Consider the following 18087-nt stretch of genomic DNA (forward strand, 5'->3'; position numbering starts at 1 on the left):
CAAAAACTTAAAAATACCAAATTCCAGTGATAGCGCTAAAAGCTAGATTTAGCTTTAATTGAACTGCGCAAAACAAGAACTGTAACCAGTTCAATAAGATATGGATCTTAAAATCCATATGGGTGACTACAGCGAATAACGACATATTTATGTTACCCATTTAGACACATGATCATTTGTGCCAGAGCACATGTGGGGGTGCGACAAATGATCATGTGTCTATATTTTTTTCATACTTCTCTCTCAGTAATCTACTTACTCTATATTCTTGCTTAAAGATGAATGATTTCTGATTTAACACCATTCTGAATATAATTTTTCGCATAAAAAAAGCCTAGAGAAAGGTCACTCTAGGCTTGGAAAGTCACAAACTTTTATCAATAAATTTGATGACACATTATTAGAATATTCACTCTATCATTTCAACAAAAAATTAATTTTATTTAAACATTTTTTATGAAAATAATCACATATCGTCTACTTTTTGCCTAAACGGTATAACTAAGCACTCAATTCAACTTGGAATTTTATCTTTAGCGCGATCTTGTAAACTTAAATGACCACGCAAAACATCGGCAAACATCCGCCAATCTGAAATAAAACTATACACAGGTTGTTTAAAACTGGCAGGTTTATTTTTTTCAAAGATAAAATGTCCAACCCATGCACAGGCATAGCCTGCCATCAAACCATACAGTATATATTTGGCTTTTTTCTGTCTTATGGCTTTGCTGACACAATATAAACCAATACTGCTGCCAACAACGTGCAAACGACGACTCATGATGTTGCGGTGTTCAGTTAAATAAAAACGGTAAAATGTTGAATAATCCTGAATTGGCGATTCAAACTTGGACTCTGGAGTTGGCTCAAATTCGGGCTTTAATGCTGCGTTCATGTTCATCATCCTGATGTTTATAAATTTGAATTATTTTTGCTACGCTCAATGACACTTTAAACTAAGCCAAAATAAAAACCAAACACTAAAAAGCCAAGGTCAAGTCTTACTTCTTGACATATTTTGGTTACAATCAAACGCACTTTTGCAAAACCTTGGTTCTGCAATTTTCACAAATTTATAATACCAATTTGTTTGCCATTGCTTTGGCACTACATGCTTTACGTTCAGGATATTTTTCATGGTCGAAGTTGAATTAAAATTTCAAATTCCAGTCGCACGTCGCACTGCACTACTCAAAACTTTAGACCCGAAAAAATCAACTCAAATTCCTTTAAAAGCACGCTATTTTGATACATCTACACACAGCTTGGCACATCATGGCACGGCGTTAAGACTGCGTTTAGAAGGTGAGCTATGGGTACAAACTTTAAAAGCGGCAGGTCAAAGTCATTTTCATAGTTTTGAACATAACCATCCGCTTGCACCAATTGAAACTCCAGATACCCCACCACAACTTGATCTGCAAATTTATCAAAGTATTCCCGAAGCACAACAATTGCTAAATCAAGCTTTGGGGCAAAATTGGGATCAGTTAAAACTACAGTTTGAAACTGATATTCAACGTACCTCACGACTGATGAGCGTTGGAGATACTGATATTGAAATCAGTTTAGATGTGGGCCACATTCGTTGTGCAGATGCCGAAGTTGAAGTACATGAGGTTGAATTTGAACTGAAAAAAGGTTCAATTCAGCAATTACTGGCTTTTAGTTTTGAGTGGGTGAAAAAATTTCATTTATGGTTAGATGTACGCAATAAAGCTGAAATTGGACATTTGCTTTCGGTGAAGCAAAAAGTCAGCCCTGCGGCTCAGAGCAAAGAATTTCAATTCAGTAAAAAAGATCATGCAGACCAAAATTTACGCCTGTTAATTGCTCAACAATTACAGCATTTATTGCCCAATATTGCCGCAATTTCTGCACAAGTTGCCGAGCAAAGTCATCTTGATCAGGCACAGTTCGCTTTGCAGCATTTACAACTAACATTGTGCTTATTTAAAGATTGGTCGAAGCAATTAGGCGACAAATGGGCCATGCAAATTGCAGCATTTAAACAACATTTTGATCACTTGCAGCATTTAGAACACATGCAAGCCACACTCGGCGCGTTTTTACAAAACCCGACGACTGCAGAAAATCTAAAAAAAGATACCCTATACGCCCAAGAAAAATTGGTCAATTTAGTCCGTTCAACGCAAAATGTGCATCACTATTTAGAATTATTGATGTTTAGTTTAGCCGCGAGCGATCACTCGGGTTTAGACTTAAAAACTGCCGCACAAAACACATTGCAACAGCAATATAAGCAGTTACATGAACAATTACAGCACAGTGATATTCACGATTTTGAAAGTTTAGATCAACTGGCTTTGCGTATTCAGGAGCTAAAATTCAGCTTCCCAATTTTGACGAATATTTATGATGTAAAAAATTTGCAGAAATATAGTAAAGCTTTGAATGATGCTCAGATTGCAGCTCAAGAATATCAAGTGTTGGCATCCTCTGCAGCATATATTCAACAAACTGAATTGGAAGCGAGCGACTGGTTTGTTTTGGGTTGGCTAACAGCAAAACAGGAAGTGTATGCACAGCGTTTATTGGAAGCGACTGAACAATTTATGGTGAGCCGTAAATTCTTAAAATAAGTATCCTTAATATCCTCAAAACACTCGCTAAAAATACTGCAATACAACGGCAGCCTTTTGAATATTCATTCGGCTGCTTTGAGTTAAAAACTGAATACAAATTATTTTCTTTTTCATGCTTTTGTTGATAGTTCTCCCCTTGTTCATTTATAGATTTACACTATAGTAAAGAGAACGTATCTTTTTTCATCGAGGGAATTCCCGATGTCTGAAATAGAGTTGAAATTTCAAATTCCGCATAATTATCGTGCGGCATTCGAAATAGCATTTAAAAAGAACAAACTGGTTCAACAACAACGTTTATGGGCTAAATATTATGATAGTCCTGATCAGCACTTAGCCAAGCAACGCATTGCCCTGCGTCAGCGTTTAGAGGGGGATATTTGGCGACAAACATTAAAAGCCCCTAGTCTACAACATTATGAACGCTTTGAGCTTGAACATGAGTTAGGACATGATGCACCTGAATTATGTGATTTGGCATATTATGAAAATCATAAACAAGCTCGAAAGATTTTAAAAAAAGCCTTGGATGGTTCAGAAGTCGATTTAACCCTGCAGTTTGAAACCGATGTTTTACGTTACAGCCAATTGGCACATTATAAAAACAGCCAAATTGAAGTTGCTTTTGATTTAGGTGAAATCCGCCAAAGCAAAAATTCGGTTGAAATTTACGAAGTTGAGTTTGAACTGAAACAAGGTGAAATTGCAGACTTAATTGCCTATATTCAGCCGTGGATTAAAAAATATCATTTATGGCTCGACACACGCAGTAAATCGCAGCGTGGCAATATGCTGTATAACAATGAAACCATGATTCCTGTACAGCAGCAAAGTACCTTGCAATTGCAACACCCCGAAAATATGCATGAGTTGTTGGCGCAAATTACCCAGAATTGTTTGGCACACTTGCTGCCAAATGCAACTGCGATTGCCAGTCAAGATTATGCCAGTGGGCATGTGCATCAAGCGCGTGTTGCCATTCGACGTTTACGCAGCGCCTTCAAAATCTTTGCTGAATATGATGCGTTGGCAAATCACAATTGGGAAAGTCAATCGGCTACCCTTTTTCAGCAGTTAGGTTCGACCCGCGATCAAGATGCTTTGCGTGAAAGTCTGATTCCACAACTTGAAAACGCAGGCTCACCTATTACCGAGCTACCACCTGCAGCATCTGAAAATATTGCGATTGAGGCGATTTTCCGTTCACCGACCACAACCTTATTACTGTTACAACTCATGAGTTTTGCACATTCGGCAGCGGTTACAGATGCAGAATCAAAACCATTGAAAAAAGTGTTACGTAAACGCTTGCAGAAAATGCATCAACAAATTTGTGATGATGCAGGTCATTTCCAAACCTTAGATGTGGACTCTAAACACCGCACGCGTAAGCGTGTGAAACGCTTACGCTATACCGTAGAATTTGTGAGCAGTTTATTTGCAGAAGATGATGTCAAAACATATTTAAAAACTCTAAAACCATTACAGGAAACTTTAGGACATTTTAATGATTTGATGGTGGCACAAGGTTTATTCGAAAGCCATACCCAAGCGGAACCGAAAACATGGTTTGTATTGGGATGGATTGCGTCTGAAGAGCGTCATATTTCCATACAGATCGAACAGGATTTACAGCAGTTTGCTGAAAGTCAGCCTTTTTGGTCGTAGTTAAAGTTTGATCATCAATCAATGATCACCTTTAAGCTCAACAGAGATGCATTTCATTTTGAGCTTATTTTTTATATCTTAGATTAGTATTTAATCTGCAAATTCCAAACTTTCTAAAAGCTTAACGATATTTACCAAACACTTTCCATGTTTGGTTATCCGCTAAAGGGTCTTGATAGCTGTCACTGCGCTGCTTACGTGGCTTATCGCGCGCATCGACCAGTTCAAAATGCGGTTCAACACTTAACACAATACCATTCACATAAAAACGGGTGCGCGTGTAGTCACTTTGCCCATGCTGAAACACATAAGTACGCAAATCAATAAACTCACGATGTGCCACCAGTGCTGCATTGTCATCACTGTCTAACCAACGCTGCATGAGCTGAATTTCCTGCGGTTCAAATTGCCCACATTTTTCGATCAGGCTGGCAATCCCCCGAAAAGTTTTCGATTCTTTGGCGCGGGTTTTATTCACTCGAATCCGATCGACATGAAAATAAAATAAGGGCAAGTTCAAATGACTGGGTAAATGCACCGCATCAATGACTGCATCTTGCATAAAAGGCTGAAATAAATCCTGTGCACGTTCAATCAACCCTGTCCATTGTTTATAGTATTCTGCTACTTCTGCGCGTGTTCCATAATAAATCGGCAAGCCTTCAACATGGGCAAGTTGCACGGGTGGCCAAATATTTTGACGTAATAAAGCAATGTCGCTTTTTAAACTTTGTACCGCAATCGCATCTTGCATCAACCACTCCAATTTTGCTTAGGCTATTTTTAGCTTAAGGCAAAGGTTTTGTTTCTGCAAGGCTTTGCCTATAATGAAACATTCAGATTTTTAGCTTAGGAAAAATTCATGGTTCAAAAGATTGAAGCAACCGATGTAACCGAAGAAGAAGCATTAAATGCGGCTTTTTTTGAACGTGCCGATGAATTTATTAAACAGGCCAATGGCTTCTGTCATTTTGAAAAAGGCTCCACAGTAAAACCTGCCGAAATTCGTGGTCAGGTGAGTGCTGCCATGTTATTTGCTACTGCACGTTTTAATACTTGGGTGGCAGCCAATAATTTTAAAGATGGCAATGAAATGCGCGATGCCAAAGACCAAGTTATGTCATATATCTTGCAGCAATTTCAAATGATGCTTGAAGATAACTATGATGAATATTGCGAACAGTTTGAAAACTATTTGCGCTTCCGTCACAACGAAGAATTTCATACCCATAAACATGATCACGACCACTCGCACGATCATTAATTTTGCATATAAACAAAGCCCTACGGGGCTTTTTTATTGCGGCTAATTTTCAAACTTGTAGATTTCGGTAAATAACCCTTCCCTTTTGTAACATGATGGCTTTGAATAGTGAAATAATAGCGTCATAAAAACAGGATCATTATGCAGAATCTAGGATTTGCACTCATTGATGCACATATTCATCAGTGGGATCCGTATAACACGCCACACAGCGCACGACTTGCTGTTAAGCTTTTGGGCAAGCATCCCAATTTACTAGATAAAACCATCCGCCTGATAAAACCGAAAACACTCACTGAAACTTTGGGACGCACCGAGCACGTCACATCGCCCTATTTACCTGAGCATTATGCCCGCGACTTAGGTTTTTATACGGCTGAAAAAGTTGTGCATATTGAAGCCAATTGGCACAACCATAAAGGCAAAGGTGTAGTTGGTGAAACCGAATTTATAGAAAGTCTGGATTTTAAAAATAATGGTTTGGCTTTGGGCGCGATTGTCGCCACTGCAGACCCGCGCGATTCTAATTTTAAGAAAATTCTAAAATTACATCACAAAGCCTCTCCGCATTTCCGTGGAATTCGTAAAATGGCAGCCGTGCATGAAGATCGCGGGATTTTCTCTTGGGCAGACGAACCACATTTATATCGGAACAAAAAGTTTCTAAAAGGTTTTGAAGCTTTAGCGCAATATAATTTAAGTTTTGATGCATGGACGTATTCGACCCAATTGGGCGATGTCTTGGCGCTGGCTAAACAATTTCCAGAAACCTCTATTGTACTTGACCATTTGGGCACACCTGCAGGGCTGTTCGGGCAAGTTGGCACACATACAGGCGTGACCAAAACAGCACGGGAAAACATTCTGTTTCGTTGGCAAGAAGATATTGCCGAGTTGGCACACTGTCCAAATGTTTACAGCAAAATTTCAGGGTTATTTATGCCTGTTTTAGGTCATCAATTTCACTTGCAAAAACGTGAAGCCTCAAAACAGGAAATTATAGATTTAACTGCACCACTGATTCAGCATGCCTTACAAAGCTTTGGAATATATCGGTTGATGTTTGCTTCCAATTTTCCAATAGATCGAGTGAGCACGTCTTTGGTCAATTTAATTGATGCGACTAGTGATATTGTTGCGGCCTATCATCCAAATGCTTTGCAGCAAGTGTTTCATCATAATGCCAAACAGTTTTATCGTTTATAAAGCTTTAGCCAATTGAGCATAGATAGCAAACTTGAAGACAAAAAACGCATCAACATGGATGCGTTTTTTGTATCTGCTCAAAATTAAATTGAATCTTTATTTAGACTGCGGCTTTAACGGCAGCACCTCAACATTGGCTTGACCATATTGATCGGCGGCTACTTCAAGCAAATGTTCTAAGCGTAAATATTTCTGAATCACAGCATCTACATCGGCTTTGCTGAGTTTTGCTAACGCTTGATCACGTCGCTCACGGTAACGTAAATCACGACCTTGTTCTAATTGCGGTACCAACATACGGTGGATACTGCGTTCATCTTCTAAGGCAGTCACACGTTTTTTCAAAATATCGGCTTTTGCAGCTTCAACTTCTTGCAAGCTGACACCATCACGGCGCAAATCCTGCAACACTTTATGCACCGCCTGTGACACTTGAGCCGACTTGCCTGCACTGTATTGCGCAGAAATACTGAGCGCACCCGATTGTTCAAATTCACTTAAACTCAAACCACTACTAAAACCATAAACCAATGCATTTTTTTCACGTAGTTCTTGTGCCAAACGTGAAGACAATTGCGATTCGCCCAAAATATAACTCAGCACCATCATGGCAGGTGTGTCAGGATGATTCACACCCAAAGGTAAGGTCAATAAACTTTGATAACTGCCAAATTCGCGCTGTTCTGCCAATACATGCAACTTTTTCGCAGGATATGCCGTATAGGCTGAATCTAAGCGTTGATATGCTTCCGTATTGCGTGATTGTCCTAAACGCTGGGTTAAAGTTTTTTTGATTTGTTTCGGATCAAACTCACCTGTAATGGCAATATGCGCATGATTCATAGCAAAAAATTGACGATATAACTGCTGCACCTGCGCTTGAGTTGCAGCTTGTAATTGTTGCTTCGCAAATTCAGGCTCGAAGTGATAGCGTAAATCGCCTTGCGGGTAAATTTCAATTAAACGCGCCATAGTCAAAGCTGCTACAGTTTCAGGCTCGGTATAAGGTCGTTCTAAACTGGATAAACTTTGAGATCGAATTAAATCAAACTGACTTTGCTCAAAACTTGGGTTTTGCATGACATCTAAAACAAAGTTAAAAAAAGCATTAAACTTTTCTTTTTTTGCCACAATTTGAATATGAATCGCATTGGCATCGGCTTGGGCAAATGCTGAACCACCTGCAGCAATCGACTGATCGGCAATGTCTTGCAAGCTATGCTCTTGAGATGCACGCAGCAGCAAATACGCGGTTAAATCTAAAATTTCGCCCTGCTTAAATAATGATTGTGCCGTACCAAAATTCACCGAAATGGTGGCATAAGTTTTATCATCCCGTGTTGCAGTTGGAAATAATGCATATTTGGCACCATTTTTTAAGCTGCCACGCTGAATCTTTTTTTCATTTTGAATCAAAGCTTGTTTAGATTTTTGCACATAGTCTGTCACTTCTTGCTGATAACTTTGCACATCTTTCAAAGGTGCAACAGGTGCATCTTGCTGGTCTAAAGTTTTTGCTACATTTGGATTATTTTTTGCTGTGAGTGCCTGTTTTTGATCTTCAGGTGTGGGTTGAATATCGCCTATTATGCGATGTTCTGCAGTGAAAAACTGTTTTAAACGCTGATTCAGTTCATCTGCATTTAACTGTTGAATACTATTCAAATCACGCCAATATTGTGTCCAATCACCCTGATACGCCACAGCATAATCACTCAAGCGACCACCCAAAGCCACCGCATCATTCATCACACTGTCTGCCTGATTTTGAATCAAGTTTTTCACACGTTGTAACTCGGCATCATTAAAGTTCTTTGCCTGTTCGATGCTTTGGTTCAAGCCAATTTGTACTTGCTTGGCATCATGATTGGGTGCATACAAAGCCCCCATCAGCACCAAATTAAAATCTTGATCTAACCAAGTGCTGGACTGCACCATCGTACTTTTGCCTGTTTCTACCAGTGTTTGATACAAATGCCCACTCGGTTGCAACGTATGTAAATAAGGTGACAGCGCCAAAGCGGTTTTGATCTTTTCGTCATTGCCATTTAAATACAGATTAAACTTGGCCAGTTGACTGCCCTTTTGCACCACAAAATTACGTTGCTGAATTTTATTACTGTCTAATCGTGGCACCTGTACCTGTTTGGGAATTTGTCGTGCAGCAATTGGACTAAAATGTTGATCAATTTGTTTTAACACCGCTGCCTGATCAAACTTACCTGTCATCACTAAAATGGCATTATTAGGCGCGTACCATGTGCGGTAAAATTGATTTAACTCCTGCATTTTAATGGATTGCAGTTCGTTTAAATCGCCAATGGGTAAGCGTCCGAAATATTGATTACCATAGGCTGATTTCCACACCTGATCTAATAAGACTGAAAACGGTTGATCCATCCGCACTTCACGTTCACGCTTTACAATCGCAATTTCGGCAGGCACATATTTTTCCTGCATGACTAATTTATCCATGCGTTCCGCTTCAAGATAAATCATCTCATTGACTGCGCGAGTTTCAGGACGAATGATGTTGGTGTATTTGGTCGAGTAATAGTCGGTGCTGGCATTGTGCATTAAACTATATTGATCTAAACGGCGCTGAAATTCCTCGGCAGGTACATTTTCTGTACCTTTAAATGCCAAATGTTCCAACAAGTGTGCCAAACCACCTTTGCCTTGTGGATCATTCAATGAACCCGTTAAATACACCATATTCATAAAGACTTTATTTTCTTTAAGATTAGGTGCCAAAATGACTTTTAAGCCATTATCAAGTTGATATTCTTGTATTTCTTGCTGAGATTTTACTAAAACTGGCTGGGCGAAAACCACGCCATTGAATGCCAGTACACATAAAGATAAAGTGAGGGTTTTAAAACGTAGCAACTTCTTTTTCCCGATTAATTTCATTCTATTTTTGATTTGCCATGAAATATGGCAATTTTCAACTTGAGCGCAAACAGCATACCAAGCTGCGATTAAACCCACAGTAAAAATTTGCAAATGATGTAAGTTAAAACCAAGAAAAAAATCTAGCAGACTTCTCTCATCTCAGCTTCATCTCCAAGATACAAGGTCTAATGCTGTGCATGTTTAAATCATGATTTCGCCCTGCAAATATAGCTGTGCATAACCTGAAATTTCGATGCGATCATTAGGTAAAATTTTGCAATACAGTACGCCACCTCGGGCTGAAGCCTGATAAGCCACAAGTTCAGTTTGCTGCAATTTTTCTGCCCAAAGTGGTGCAATTGCAGTATGAATTGAGCCTGTAACAGGGTCTTCTGCAATGCCCATAGCAGGTGCGAAATATCGTGATACGCAGTCATACTGTGCATTTGCAGAAGCAGTAATCGCTACATCAACACTCGACTGTGCTGTGATAGCTGTACGCAATTGTCCCAATTGTTTTAATAATTCAAGATTCGGCTGTTCATCTAGCACATCTTGTACCGATTCATATTCCACAATATAAGCTTGCGCATTGATATAGACATTTTTAAATGGTTTAGTCAAAGCTTGGCGTAAAATATCGGGATAATCTTCAACTTGTTGGGCAGCACGTATCGGGAAATTCATGCAAATTTTGCCATCTTGCTGTTGCTGAACTGTAAAAATCCCCAAATTTTTCACATGAAATTGAATTGTCTTTGCCTCTGTATAATCCTTAAATAAAACAAAGCTGCTGGCAAGTGTGGCATGTCCGCAAAAATCGACTTCTGTTGTGGGGGTAAACCAGCGGATTTCAAAGTTTTCTGCATCTATCATTTTGACAAAAGCGGTTTCGGACAGATTATTTTCCAATGCGATATTTTGCATTAAATCATCTGCTAACCATGTTTTACTCACAAGCACGGCGGCGGGATTGCCTTTAAACAATTCATGGCTGAAAGCATCAACTTGGTAAATTTTCATTAATGAACTCATGATCCTAAAAATATATACACTTATTTCATCTTAAGTTCTTTTCACTATAAGTGCCTAGCCAATTTCTGTACTTTCAATCTGCCAAGCGGGTTGATTTTGGACTAATTCGGCATAAAGCGAGCAGTAGTATCAGGGAAGTATGTTATTGGCTGTGATGCCAAGTTTGTAAAAGCTGTCTTCTTTATTCCAATATTTGATTAAGTAGAAGATTGCTTGTCCAGCGTTTAATACGGCTTAATCGAGGAAAGACGGTCATTTGTATTCATTAGCTTTCATTTCGTAATAGCATCTTTATAGACCTATTAACAGGACTTGTATCAGGTCTTTAAATTGATTATATTGTCTGTACATATTGTGGAGTGATGCTAATGAATAACATTATTCACAGTCGATTTGTGGCTAGTGTTTCAAAGCTTAAAGAAAACCCAATGAAAGTCGTCAATGAAGGATTTGGTGAAGCTGTCGCTATTCTAAATAGAAATACCCCTGCTTTTTACTGTGTTCCTGCTGAGTTATATGAAGAAATGATGGACTTAATTGAAGATCGAGAGCTTATAAAACTGGCTGAACAAGTTGATACTACAGAAACAGTAAAGGTATCTATTAATGACCTACGAGCTAGAGTTCGCAGACGCAGCTCTGAAGAAGTTTGATAAACTAAATCCACAAATTGCTGAACAATTTATTAAAAAATTGGAAGCAATCTTAGATTTTCCCAAGATACCTAAAAATAAGTTACGTGGATCTTCTGATCTTTATAAATTAAAGCTTAAATCTGTAGGATATAGATTGGTGTACCAAGTTATTGACGATAAGGTTCTTGTATTAGTCCTAGATGTTGATCGGCGAGATACTGTCTATAAAAATATGTAAGCTAGATTAGCCCTCAATTTCAGATTGTAGGGCTTTTTAGCGCTTAGCTTTCTAGTTTTTAATCGTTGTGATACTGCTGCTCATTTTGGCAAGCACACCAAAAAAATATTTATCAATAAGCAATACTTTCCCCTATTCTTATCGCATAATAGACCCATCTCAAACGCACTGTATTTGCGATTTAATTGGAAATCGCCCGTTTTTCCTTTTAAATCCTCTCAATTTCCCCAATTTGTTGAATTTAAAGAAGCATTTCTTATGAAAATCGTCATCCTGAACAAGCCATATGACGTTCTCTCTCAATTCCGTGAAGATGAAAAACATCTCACCATGTCGGCTTTTGTTGATGATCCAGACTTACGTTTAGCTGGGCGTTTAGATATGGATTCGGAAGGCTTGGTATTCTTGACTGATCATGGCGGCTTGAATCAGTTTATTACCAATCCAGCCAATAAAAAATACAAAACCTATTTGGTTCAAGTCGATGGTGATGTCACTGAAGATGCCTTGGCACAATTGCGTAAAGGCGTGGAACTGAAAGATGGAATAACTTTGCCTGCGCAAGCGTATAAAGTTGATGAGCCTGAATGGTTGTGGGAGCGTGATCCTCCTGTACGTTTCCGTGCTTCTGTACCTACTTCGTGGATTGAAATTTCAATTTGTGAAGGTCGCAACCGCCAAGTGCGTCGTATGACGGCTGCGGTTGGTTTTCCAACTTTGCGTTTAATCCGCACCAAAATTGGTTCGATTGACTTGGTACAATTGGGTTTACAACCCGGTGAAACTAAAGAAATCGAACCGTTGTTGTATCCTGATTTTAAAGATGTGCCTGCTGCTGAACCGTATCGCTCGCGTTCTTATGTGAAAAAACCTGGTGGTACGGGTGGCAAGCCAATCCATCAAAAGAAAAATAAAGATGGCACTACCAAGAAAAAATCAGGTACGCCACGTATTTGGCAAATGGAAGAAAGTGAGAAACCTCGTCGTAAGACCAATGGTACTACACGCCCTAATACCAAAAGCCGTGGACGTCGGGCACGTTAAATAAAAAGGAATAAGCTCACTCATTATGGTGGGCTTATTCCATTATTTTAAAGGAGTTCAGACTCTAGTATTTGAATATACTTTGGTAAATCCTGCTCTATAAGTTCACGAAACTTTTCAGTCAGAATTTTTCTCAATTTTTCTGTATCCCCACTTTCTATAAAATCACCAATATCATTTTCAGACAAAATTAATTTCTGAAATGACTGATGCCATTTAGGCTGTAAATTCTTGTCAACACGATTAAAAAAACTTTTATGTTTGCGGTATATTTCAAAAAGCCTTTCACGAACTTCTTGTTCACCTGCTCCAATTTTTAAATCAAAATTAACAACATGATTTCTTATATTGAACTCATACAAATAAATAGTATTATTTTCTAAATTTCCATGCTTTGGAAATAGACCTTTATCCTTTAATTTCTCAATATTTTTATGCAAAAATATTGGTTGAAAGCGGACATAAGTTTTATTACTGTTATAAGGTAACAATAACTTCTCTTGCTCGATAAGTTCACGTAAAATATTTCCAATTTCACTTGTATCATTTGGCGTACTATATTTAAAAACTAAATCGAAAGCAGACTTATATCTCTTATAGAGTTTTTTTGCGATATCTTCAATTTCTTTATTTTCATTCAACATAGATTTTAACGTCTGTAAATATTGCTCAAGAACAAATTTGGTTTTTTCAGCCAAATTAGCTGATTGTTTTAGGATTTTTTGTTCAATCAGCTTACTAATATGACCATAATTTAACTGAACATAATGTTTTGAATCCTGATCATTAATATTTTGATCTTCCAAAGACAAATAAATATAAATCTTATGTTTATAATCAGGATAACTTGTTTCAATAATATTTCTATATTTTCTAAGCTGACCTTTTCCTTCTCCAGAGTATATTTTATTTTCAATCATCATACAAAATTCATTCTTTTTAGATAAAAACAATAAATCTATATTTTGCATTTCCCTATGAATTACGAGGTCATCAAAATCTAAGTGAACAAAATCAAAAACAGATAAACCTGACTCATTACCTAAATTTTGAAATTCATTTTCTTTAAAATATAATTTTATAAACTCTTTTAATACAAAATCTCCTAATTTATGAGTTTCTGCAGGATCAAACAGCCATGCTAAAAAATTTGAATGCTGTAATTCTCTGTGTGAAACTCTTAAAATTTCCATAAGATTGACTTCTTCATTTACTAAATTCTGCAAACTATTGAAGTCATCATCTAATATCAGCTCTTTTAACTGATATTCCACCTCATTTCTCATAATTTAAGCCTTGGTCCCTCTTAAGCATTACACTTAGTTACTTTCTTAATATTTTTATTAAAAGTAAACCGATGCAAAAGCATCGGTTTACATTTTTATGATCAGCCTTTTAACCACTGTTCTACTTTTGCCTGATCTGTAACACTTAATGCCACTTCTGGCAATTCAATCTGCGCAGCATTTAGCTCAAAAGTCATCAACTCATCACGGCGGAATGCATGAACAGTATAAGCTGCATCCTGTTTGGCATATTGCTCAAGTGATTTTACCGTAGCTTTTAAGCCATCAATCGCAACAATCACATCAAGCGCAGAAAGTCCTGCTTTTGCCGCTGAACCTTCACGATGGGCAGCTTGTACCAACACCCCTTCAGGTTTATCTGCCAATTTTAAACCAAACGGCAAAGACTTATCGTGTTTTAGCTGATAATCAACGCCAAATTCAGGCAATAACTGATCGATCGGCAATTCATCAGTCGTGTTAATTAAATGATGGATTTGCTCCGACCAATCATCTCCTGTCAATTCTTTACATAATTCAAAGATAGTGCGCTCATGCACTTGAATGCCCTGTTGCGCATTGGCATACAATTTCTGCATTAAGGCATCTAAGCTTGAACCACGTAAGCGCAAGCCCAAATCTAAACATAAAGCCACCAAACAGCCTTTATTATAGTAGCTGGTTCCTGCATTGTTCGAGTTTTCATCTTGACGATAGAACTTAACCCAAGCATCAAAACTGGATTCTGCCACCGTTTGAATCGCACGACCCGGGTTTTGCAAATAACGATCAATCTGTGCTTTGAGCAGCTCCAAATAAGACGCCTGATCAATCACACCGCTGCGTAGCAATAACAGATCATCGTAATAAGACGTAAAGCCTTCAAAAATCCATAACAGTGACGTATAACCTTCCTGATTCAGGTCATAATTCACAAAATTTTCAGGACGAATGAATTTCACCAACCAACTGTGAAAATACTCATGGCTGCACAGACCTAAAAAGCGCTGATAATCTTTAGAGGGTTGTTCAGGCTCGTTGGCTTTCGGCAAATCATCACGCGGTGTAATTAAACTAGTACTGTTTGGATGTTCTAAGCCACCATAGCTATTGCCTGTTGCCATGGTTATAAAGGTATAGTTTGCAAATGGCGCAGAACCAAACATAGCATTTTGTGTGGCACAGATTTTTTCAATATCTTGCTGCATACGTGCAGCATTCATTGCATGTTTACCCGAAACCACAAATTCATGTGGAATATCTGCTGCGGTAAAACTAAAGCGAGTTTGTTCTGCCAATTCAAACGGTGCATCAATTAATTCGGCATAGTTTTTGGCTTTTAAGGTATAACGCCCTTTTACCAAACTTTTTGCAGTCAAACCTGTTGCAAGCTGAAAATGCTTCAGCTCATCTGGTAAAAATATTTCAACTTCAATGGCTTTGTCTTCTTGTCCATCTAAGCCCAAACAAGCACAGGCAGGATTGACATATAAACGCGTCTGATCGACATAAGCGCCACGCACTGACAAATCATAAGCGTAGACATCATATTCCACCGTAATCAATTCATGATCGGTATTAAATAAGCGCCATTTATTCTTTTCAAATTTCTGAATTTTGAGGATACGCCCTGCTTCATCATAAGCACGGACCGATTCAAGATGTTTGGAGAATTCACGGATTAAATAGCTGCCTGGAATCCAAGTAGGTAGTGATAAAACCTGAGTAGGATTAGCCACAAAACGCACGGTGACATGCATAAGATGCTGACGATAATCGTCAAATTCGATTTGATAATGCAACATAATGGGCAATACAAAATGTATAAATAAGAACTTGACCACAAGCTTAACATTTTTTTAGCAATTGATGCGTCAAGACGAGATTTGTCTGCATTTATGGCTAGCCAACTGAGCAAAAAAGGCATAGCATGCGCTAGTCTATTGTTATTGTTTTTGCTGCTTAAAACCATTGTGACACCAATGGATTGGTGTAAATAAGGAACCTCTTTGAAACGTGTTATCTATCTGATTGCGGCGCTCTGTTGGCTATCCAGCGCAATCACGCATGCCGCATTATTGAATATTCAAGCTGAAAGTGTAGAAGCCGAAGCATGGGCAATTTTAGACCCACAATCTGGGCAAGTGATTGCAGAGCACAATAGTCACGTACAACGTGCACCTGCTTCACTCACTAAAATGATGGTGGCCTATATTGTGCTCAAAGATATTCAGGCAGGTAAATTAGACCGAGATGAAATCTTGACCGCAACACCTGTGGTACAGCAAGTGATGTGGGATGAATCACAAATGTATCTAAAAGCAGGTGAACAGATTTCGATAGATCAGCTATTGGCAGGCTTAATTATTATGTCTGCTAACGATGCTGCACTCACTTTAGGTGAACGTGTTGCAGGTGGTGTGCCGCAGTTTATCGCCCGAATGAATCAGGAAGCGCAAGCTTTGGGCATGCAAGATACACATTTTCAGAATCCATCTGGTGTGACTATGCCTAATCATTATTCTTCTGCGGCAGATATGGCACGTTTGGCTCAAGCAATTGTGACTGAAACACCCGATTATTTGGCTTATTCAAAACAAACTAGTTTTACCTACAATCAGCACTTTCACCGTGCGACCAATATTTTATTAATACAAGACCCAAGTGTAGATGGGTTAAAAACAGGCTACACCAAAGCTGCAGGCTACAACCTTGCCTTAACTGCAAACCGCCCAACATTGGACAGTGCTGCACCTGAGCGTCGTTTAGTGGTGGTGGTGATGGGAACCAAGAGTGCGCAAAAACGCGCTGAAGTGGCACATCAATTATTAAATTTAGCCTATAGCTATACCCGTAACGAAGTCGCGATTAAACCCAAACAAATGATTGCAGAATTGCCTGTGGTGAAATCGACCTTACGCATGTTCAAGATTGAAAGCAGCCAGCCAAAGTTTGTGACGACATCACTGTATGAACAGCCATATGCAATTAACTTGGCGCAGTTTGATCAAAGCACTCAACGTCTACAACTTGTGAATGCACAAGGCGGATTAGAAACGATTGAACCTGCACAGCGTACACAAACGCAAGTCAATATTGAATTGTCTGAAAAATTGCTGACTGCGCCATTGGCACAGGTCATGAAACTTGCAACCGTACACGTTTATCAAAATAATCAATTGATTAACAGCTTTGCGATTGAAGAACAGGTCAACATTGTTGAAGCCAATATTTTTGAAAGAATCATGATGTGGTTTGGTAGTTTGTTTAATTTCTTTAGCCATCAACCTATAGAAGATGAGAAAACTTCACTCGGTTAGAAGTCGATGATCCTCAAGAATTAAATATCACCAAGATGGGCAATGTCCCATCTTTTTTATTGTCATCGACACATCATACAAAGGGCTTAAAATGAGCCTGCAATAAAATCTGCAAATTTATAGGTATGACGCACAAATTTGCATTGAAATTATAAAAATTGCCCCGATTAACTAAAAAATGTCATAAAAAACTCGGAAAAGTGAAGAATTTGCAGAAATGTCTATAACAAATTCCACGTTTCACTTTATGATGTACCCTTAAAAAATTGAATGGATCAATAACATGACTGCTATTGCAAATGACCTCGTGGTTTCTTTCCACTACACATTGACTAACGCAGAGGGTGAAACTCTCGACAAATCTCAAGGTGAACCACTTGCCTATTTGCATGGTGCAGGTAACATCATCCCTGGTTTAGAAAAAGCGTTAGAAGGTAAAACAGTAGGTGAAAAATTTACTGTAAACGTACCTGCAGCTGAAGGTTATGGCGAATACAACCCAGACTTAGTACAAGAAGTTCCTGCACAAATGTTCCAAGGTGTAGACAACATCCAAGCGGGCATGCAGTTCCAAGCGCAAACTGATGATGGCGTTCAAATCGTAACTGTAAAAGCAGTTGAAGGCGATAACGTAATTGTTGATGCAAACTTCCCACTTGCTGGTCAAGATTTAACGTTTGAAGTAGAAATCGTTGAAATCCGTGAAGCTTCTCAAGAAGAATTAGATCACGGTCACGTACACGGTGCGGGTGGTCATCACCACTAAGATCAGTACTGATCGAAGCAAAAGGCAAAGTATTTTTACTTTGCCTTTTTTGTTTGTCATTCTAAAATTTAGGCTAAGCACATGACTGAAAGATCTTTACAGGCAGACTATTGCGGTAAGA

15 protein-coding genes are annotated in these 18087 nt (G+C 38.6%); 9 read left to right on the top strand and 6 right to left on the bottom strand.

The annotated features are described in order from the left end of the window. Positions 1-514: 514 nt before the first annotated feature. Positions 515-898 carry a DUF962 domain-containing protein gene (locus LZP46_RS09130; protein ID WP_236093650.1) on the bottom strand — a complete coding sequence of 128 codons (384 nt, stop codon included), beginning with the start codon at positions 896-898 and terminating at the stop codon, positions 515-517. Positions 899-1139: 241 nt separating this feature from the next. Here LZP46_RS09130 and LZP46_RS09135 point away from each other — a divergent pair, with 241 nt between their 5' ends. Both LZP46_RS09135 and LZP46_RS09140 read left to right on the top strand, forming a co-directional pair. After that, positions 1140-2606, top strand: a complete 1467-nt coding sequence (locus LZP46_RS09135; protein WP_236093651.1) for a CYTH domain-containing protein — start codon at positions 1140-1142, stop codon at positions 2604-2606. A 204-nt stretch (positions 2607-2810) separates the two neighbouring features. After that, entirely contained in the window at positions 2811-4277 is a 1467-nt protein-coding gene (locus LZP46_RS09140; protein WP_236093652.1) for a CYTH and CHAD domain-containing protein, read from the top strand. Between the two features lie 121 nt (positions 4278-4398). On the opposite strand, the gene LZP46_RS09145 is transcribed toward LZP46_RS09140, so the two are convergent. Then, positions 4399-5031: a hypothetical protein gene (locus LZP46_RS09145; protein WP_178318945.1), complete on the bottom strand. Its 633-nt coding sequence runs from the start codon at positions 5029-5031 to the stop codon at positions 4399-4401. Between the two features lie 108 nt (positions 5032-5139). On the opposite strand from LZP46_RS09145, the gene LZP46_RS09150 reads away from it, so the two are divergent. Beyond that, positions 5140-5541 (top strand): DUF3144 domain-containing protein, encoded by a 402-nt coding sequence (locus LZP46_RS09150; RefSeq protein ID WP_004973007.1) that lies wholly within the window; start codon positions 5140-5142, stop codon positions 5539-5541. 141 nt (positions 5542-5682) lie between these two features. Then, entirely contained in the window at positions 5683-6747 is a 1065-nt protein-coding gene (locus LZP46_RS09155) for an amidohydrolase family protein (RefSeq protein ID WP_236093653.1), read from the top strand. 96 nt (positions 6748-6843) lie between these two features. Here the strand turns inward: LZP46_RS09155 and LZP46_RS09160 are convergent, their stop codons facing one another. Both LZP46_RS09160 and LZP46_RS09165 read right to left on the bottom strand, forming a co-directional pair. After that, the gene (locus LZP46_RS09160; protein WP_236093654.1) at positions 6844-9636 is read right to left on the bottom strand and encodes a M16 family metallopeptidase; all 2793 of its coding nucleotides are present in this window, start codon (positions 9634-9636) and stop codon (positions 6844-6846) included. A 207-nt stretch (positions 9637-9843) separates the two neighbouring features. Then, positions 9844-10665 (bottom strand): PhzF family phenazine biosynthesis protein, encoded by an 822-nt coding sequence (locus LZP46_RS09165; RefSeq protein WP_236093655.1) that lies wholly within the window; start codon positions 10663-10665, stop codon positions 9844-9846. Positions 10666-11045: 380 nt separating this feature from the next. Between LZP46_RS09165 and LZP46_RS09170 the strand changes: the two genes are divergently transcribed. From LZP46_RS09170 to LZP46_RS09180, 3 genes are all read left to right on the top strand, one after another. Beyond that, entirely contained in the window at positions 11046-11330 is a 285-nt protein-coding gene (locus tag LZP46_RS09170) for a type II toxin-antitoxin system Phd/YefM family antitoxin (RefSeq protein WP_154320647.1), read from the top strand. Then, a complete protein-coding gene (locus LZP46_RS09175; protein ID WP_178318942.1) occupies positions 11284-11550 on the top strand; it encodes a type II toxin-antitoxin system RelE family toxin in 267 nt (88 codons plus the stop codon). The genes LZP46_RS09170 and LZP46_RS09175 overlap by 47 nt, the downstream gene beginning before the upstream one ends. 258 nt (positions 11551-11808) lie before the next feature. Continuing rightward, positions 11809-12594, top strand: a complete 786-nt coding sequence (locus tag LZP46_RS09180) for an rRNA large subunit pseudouridine synthase E (RefSeq protein WP_180043807.1) — start codon at positions 11809-11811, stop codon at positions 12592-12594. Positions 12595-12641: 47 nt separating this feature from the next. Here LZP46_RS09180 and LZP46_RS09185 read toward each other — a convergent pair whose 3' ends face one another. Beyond that, a complete protein-coding gene (locus tag LZP46_RS09185; protein WP_236093656.1) occupies positions 12642-13868 on the bottom strand; it encodes a PDDEXK-like family protein in 1227 nt (408 codons plus the stop codon). Positions 13869-13981: 113 nt separating this feature from the next. Beyond that, positions 13982-15685 carry a M61 family metallopeptidase gene (locus LZP46_RS09190; RefSeq protein ID WP_236093657.1) on the bottom strand — a complete coding sequence of 568 codons (1704 nt, stop codon included), beginning with the start codon at positions 15683-15685 and terminating at the stop codon, positions 13982-13984. 204 nt (positions 15686-15889) lie between these two features. Between LZP46_RS09190 and LZP46_RS09195 the strand changes: the two genes are divergently transcribed. Further along, complete coding sequence (locus tag LZP46_RS09195; RefSeq protein ID WP_236093658.1) at positions 15890-17200, top strand: D-alanyl-D-alanine carboxypeptidase family protein; 1311 nt, start codon at positions 15890-15892, stop codon at positions 17198-17200. Positions 17201-17483: 283 nt separating this feature from the next. Then, positions 17484-17966 carry a peptidylprolyl isomerase gene (gene slyD, locus LZP46_RS09200; protein WP_004972992.1) on the top strand — a complete coding sequence of 161 codons (483 nt, stop codon included), beginning with the start codon at positions 17484-17486 and terminating at the stop codon, positions 17964-17966. Positions 17967-18087 lie beyond the last annotated feature (121 nt).

Source organism: Acinetobacter sp. SCLZS86 (assembly GCF_021560715.1).
GTDB classification, from domain to species: Bacteria; Pseudomonadota; Gammaproteobacteria; order Pseudomonadales; family Moraxellaceae; genus Acinetobacter; species Acinetobacter towneri_A.